This window comes from Rhizobacter sp. P1_G5, from assembly GCF_056405435.1.
This window is the reverse complement of sequence record NZ_JBFUCB010000478.1, coordinates 1-4,790: the sequence shown is the minus strand read 5'-3', so window position 1 is coordinate 4,790 and position 4,790 is coordinate 1. Positions and strand designations below refer to the sequence as shown.

5 protein-coding genes and 1 pseudogene are annotated in these 4,790 nt (G+C 68.9%); 3 read left to right on the top strand and 3 right to left on the bottom strand.

All coding sequences use genetic code 11. The annotated features are described in order from the left end of the window. Window positions 1–132: pseudogene (locus AC1D12_RS24975) on the top strand (methionine ABC transporter ATP-binding protein); the annotation flags it as partial. Further along, complete coding sequence (locus AC1D12_RS24970; protein WP_465110951.1) at window positions 129–1,121, top strand: ABC transporter ATP-binding protein; 993 nt, start codon at window positions 129–131, stop codon at window positions 1,119–1,121. The pseudogene AC1D12_RS24975 and the gene AC1D12_RS24970, both read left to right, overlap by 4 nt. On the opposite strand, the gene lysA is transcribed toward AC1D12_RS24970, so the two are convergent. Together lysA and lptM are read right to left on the bottom strand one after the other, a co-directional pair. Beyond that, window positions 1,118–2,389: a diaminopimelate decarboxylase gene (lysA, locus tag AC1D12_RS24965; RefSeq protein ID WP_477843568.1), complete on the bottom strand. Its 1,272-nt coding sequence runs from the start codon at window positions 2,387–2,389 to the stop codon at window positions 1,118–1,120. The genes AC1D12_RS24970 and lysA overlap by 4 nt on opposite strands. 4 nt (window positions 2,390–2,393) lie before the next feature. Further along, window positions 2,394–2,504 (bottom strand): LPS translocon maturation chaperone LptM, encoded by a 111-nt coding sequence (lptM, locus tag AC1D12_RS24960; protein ID WP_156154627.1) that lies wholly within the window; start codon window positions 2,502–2,504, stop codon window positions 2,394–2,396. A gap of 73 nt (window positions 2,505–2,577) precedes the next feature. On the opposite strand from lptM, the gene cyaY reads away from it, so the two are divergent. Continuing rightward, on the top strand, window positions 2,578–2,940 hold the full coding sequence (gene cyaY, locus AC1D12_RS24955) for an iron donor protein CyaY (protein ID WP_477843566.1): 363 nt from the start codon (window positions 2,578–2,580) through the stop codon (window positions 2,938–2,940). Window positions 2,941–2,948: 8 nt separating this feature from the next. On the opposite strand, the gene AC1D12_RS24950 is transcribed toward cyaY, so the two are convergent. Beyond that, window positions 2,949–4,790: penicillin-binding protein 1A (locus AC1D12_RS24950; RefSeq protein WP_477843564.1), on the bottom strand; the 1,842-nt coding region annotated here is incomplete at its 5' end.

Below are 4,790 nucleotides of genomic sequence, written 5' to 3'. Positions count from 1 at the left end.
AATCCGCGCTGCCCGAAGGCCTTCGGGCGCTGTCGTGAAGAACGCCCCGACCTGCTCGAAGCCGGGGCGACCCGGGCCGCCTGCTGGCTTCACGACAGGTCGGTGGCAGCCGTCGCAGGGGCCACGCCATGAACGTGCTCGTGGAAGTGCGCGACCTGGTGAAGACCTTCGACGTCTCGGCGCCGTGGCTGAACCGCGTGATCGAGCGCAAGCCGCGCCAGCAGGTGCATGCGGTGGACGGCGTCAGCTTCTCGATCGAACGTGGCACCACGCTCGCGCTGGTGGGCGAATCGGGCTGCGGCAAGAGCACCGTCGCGCGGCTGCTGGTGGGCCTGCAGGCGCCGACCGCCGGCGAGGTGCATTTCGGCCACAAGAACATCGCGCTGACGCTGGCCAGCCAGGAGGCGGCCGCGTTGCGCCGGCGCATGCAGATGATCTTCCAGGATCCGTTCGCAAGCCTGAACCCGCGCTGGAAGGTGCAGCAGATCGTCGCCGAGCCGCTGACCGAGCACGGGCTGATCACCGACCGGGCGCAACTGAAGGCCAAGGTCGGCGAGCTGCTGCAGTCGGTCGGCCTCGCGAGCGGGGACATGGAGAAGTTCCCGCACCAGTTCTCCGGCGGGCAGCGGCAGCGCATCTCGATCGCACGGGCACTGGCCACCGAGCCGGAGTTCCTGGTCTGCGACGAACCGACCTCGGCGCTCGACGTCTCGGTGCAGGCCCAGGTGCTCAACATCATGAAGGACCTGCAGCGCAGCCGCGGGCTGACCTACCTGTTCATCTCGCACAACCTCGCGGTGGTGCGGCACGTCAGCGACCAGGTGGGCGTGATGTACCTCGGCCGCGTCGTCGAGCTGGCGCCGAAGGCGGAGCTCTTCGCGCGGCCGCGGCACCCGTACACGCGCATGCTGCTGGATGCGATTCCGGACATCGCGATGAGCGGGCGGGCCCGCACGCCGGTGCAGGGCGAGGTGCCGAATCCGCTGAGCCCGCCGAGCGGCTGCTCGTTCCACCCGCGCTGCCCGCATGCGAACGAGCGTTGCAAGCTGGAGCGGCCGGCGCTGTTGTCGCTCAACGGCATCCAGGTGGCCTGCCACGCGGTGGCAGAAGGACGGCTCTAGCCGGGCAGCAGGTGCTCGCCGGCAAACAGCGCGGCAGCGTCTTCGCGGTCGCGGATCAGCCAGGCCTGCGAGCCCGACACCAGCACCTCGGCCGCGCGCGGCCGGGTGTTGTAGTTGCTGGCCATGCTCATGCCGTAGGCGCCGGCGGACAGCACCGCGACGCGATCGCCGGGTTGCACGGCCAGGACGCGGTCGCGCCCGAGCCAGTCGCCCGATTCGCAGACCGGGCCGACCACGTCCCAGGTCAAGGCGGCCGTGGCTCGCGTGCGGCAGGGCACGATGCCCATCCAGGCCTCGTACATCGCCGGACGGGCGAGGTCGTTCATCGCGGCATCGACGATGCAGAAATTCTTCTCGTCGCCAGGCTTCAGGTACAGCACCTCGGCGAGCAGCACGCCGGCATTGCCGACCAGCGAGCGGCCCGGCTCGAACAGCACCTTGCGRTGGCCGTGGCCACGGGCGTCGATGCGCTCGAGCAGTTGCGCGACCAGCACGCCGGCCTCGGGCGGTGTTTCATCGGTGTAGGTGATGCCCAGGCCGCCGCCAACGTCGACGTGGTGCAGCCGGATGCCCTGGGCTTCGACCGCCTCGACCAGGTCGAGCAGCCGGTCCAGCGCATCGAGGTAGGGCGTGGCTTCGGTGATCTGCGAGCCGATGTGGCAGTCGATGCCGACGACCTCCAGGCCCGGCAGCGCGGCGGCGCGCTGGTAGGTGGCGACTGCGCGCTCGTGCGCGACGCCGAACTTGTTGCCCTTCAGGCCGGTGGAGATGTAGGGGTGGGTGCCGGCGTCGACATCGGGGTTCACGCGCAGGCTGACGCGGGCGGTGCGGCCGGCGGCGACGGCCACCTGCGACAGCAGTTCGAGCTCGGGCTCGCTCTCGACGTTGAAGCACAGCACGCCGGCCTCGAGGGCCTCGCGCATCTCGGTGCGGGTCTTGCCGACGCCCGAGAACACGATGCGCGACGCTGGCGCGCCGGCCGCCAGCACGCGCTTCAGTTCGCCGCCGGAGACGATGTCGAAGCCGCAGCCGGCCTGCGCGAAGGTCTGCAGCACGGCCAGGTTCGAGTTCGCCTTCATCGCGTAGCAGATCAGGTGATCGCGGCCGGCCAGCGCACGCTGGTAGCTGCCGAGTGCCGCCAGCATCGCCGCCTGCGAGTACACGTACAGCGGTGTGCCGAAGCGGTCGGCGAGCGCGTTCAACGCGCAGTCTTCGATGAAGAGGTCGGCGCCGCGGTAGGCGACGTAGGGCGAACCGGGCAGGGTCATGGGGTCAGCGGGGCGCAGAGGCGGGAGAGGATGCGGAGGGCGCCGCGGCAGGCGGCGAGGGCAGCTTCAGCGGCCCTTTCTGGCCGCAGGCCGCGAGCGCGGCCAGCAAAGACATCGATGCGCCCAGTGTTGAAAGGCGTGTCGCTACACTGCGCTGCTGCTGAAACATGCGAACAATTCTACCGGCCATGACTGTCGAGATCGTCCCCACGCCCCTGAGCGATGCCCAGTTCCACGCGCTGACGGGCGCCATCCTGTCGAGCATCGAGGCGAGCGTCGACGCCTGGCTGCAGGACGACGTGATCGACATCGACGCATCGCGCACCGGCGGCTTGCTGGAGATGGGATTCCCGAACGGCAGCAAGCTGGTGATCAACACGCAGCCGCCGCTGCACGAGCTGTGGCTGGCCGCGCGCTCGGGCGGCTACCACTACAAGCACGTCGGCGGCCGCTGGCTCGACACGCGGGAAGGGCGGGAGTTCTTCGCGGACCTCTCGGCCTGCGCGAGCGAGCAGGGCGGAATGCCGCTGCGCTTCGCCCCGCCGGCCTGAGATCCTGCCTATCTCTTGAAAAGGTCGAGGATGCCCTTCTTCTCGTCCTCGCTCGGCGGGGTGGGCAGTTTCTCTTCCAGGCCGAGGCTGCTGACGCCGCTGCCGTGGGTGTACTCCTCGTAGTACCACTCGCCACCCAGGTTGACCACGCCCTCCGGGGCTGACGGCTCCTCGACCGGCACGCCCTTCAGCGTCTGCTGCATGTAGTCGATCCACACCGGCAGCGACAGGCCGCCGCCGGTCTCGCGGTCGCCCAGCTTGCGCGGGTTGTCGTAGCCGATCCACACCACGCCGACCACGCTGCGCTGGAAGCCGGCGAACCAGGCGTCGTTCGAGTCGTTGGTGGTGCCGGTCTTGCCGTACACGTCAGGGCGCTTCAGCGTGCGTTGCGCATTGGCCGCCGTGCCCGAGCGCGTGACCTCCTGAAGCAGGCTGTCCATCACGAACGCGTTGCGCGCCGGCAGCGTGCGAGTGCTCTCGTCCATCGCCTGCGGAGCCGCCTCGTTCAGCACGTGGCCGCGCGAATCGGTGATCTTGCTGATCAGGAACGGGTTCAGCCGGTAGCCGCCGTTGGCGAACACGCCGTAGGCCGACGCCATCTGCAGCGGCGTCACCGAGCCCGCGCCGAGCGCCATCGTCAGGTAGGCGGGGTGCTTGTCGGGGTCGAAGCCGAAGCGGGTGATCCAGTCCTGCGCATACGCCGGGCCGATCGCCTGCAGGATGCGGATCGAGATCATGTTCTTCGACTTGGCGAGGCCGCGCCGCATCGACATCGGTCCGTCGAAGGTGCCGTCGTAGTTCTTCGGCTCCCACGGCTGGCTGCCGGTGGTGCCGGCGTCGAAGAACAGCGGGGCGTCGTTGATGACGGTGGCCGGCGTGAACCCCTTCTCGAGCGAGGCCGAGTAGATGAACGGCTTGAAGCTCGAACCCGGCTGGCGCCACGCCTGCGTGACGTGGTTGAACTTGCTCTTCGCATGGTCGAAGCCGCCGACCATCGTGCGCACGGCGCCGGTGCGCGGATCGAGCGACACGAACGCGCCTTCGACCTCGGGCAGCTGGGTGATCGACCAGTCGCCCTTCGGCAGCTTCACGAGCCGGATCACGGCGCCGGGGCGGATCTGCGTCTTCGGGTTGCCCTTTTCGGCGAGGCCGGAGGTGGCCGGCTTCAGGCCTTCGCCGGTGACGGTCAGCGATTCGCCGCTCTGCAGCACCGCCACGACCTTGCGCGGGCCCGCTTCGAGCACCACCGCTGCGCGCAGTTCGTCGTTGTCGGGGTGCTCGACCAGGGCCTCGGCGATGCGGGCGTCGAGGTCTTTCACATTGGCCGGCAGGTCGACATAGGCCTCGGGGCCGCGGTACACCTGACGGCGCTCGAAATCCATGATGCCCTTGCGCAGCGACCGGTAGGCCACGGTCTGCTCGGACGCCTGGATGGTCAGGTAGACGTTGAGTCCGCGCGTGTAGGCCTCTTCTCCGTACTGCGAGAAGATCATCTGGCGCGCCGCCTCGGCCACGTATTCGGCGTGAACGACCACTTCAGGTGCCGCGCGGTACTTCAGTTGCTGCGCGCGTGCCGCATCGTGCTGCTCCGGCGTGATGAAGCCGTTCTCCAGCATGCGGTCGATGATGTAGAGCTGGCGCTGCGTCGCGCGCTTCGGGTTGACGATCGGGTTGTAGGCCGACGGCGCCTTCGGCAGGCCGGCCAGCATCGCGGCCTCGGCGATCGAGATGTCCTTCAGCGGCTTGCCGAAGTAGATCTCGCTGGCCGCCGCGAATCCGTGCGCGCGCTGGCCGAGGAAGATCTGGTTCATGTAGATCTCGAGGATCTGGTCCTTGCTGAGCAGGCTCTC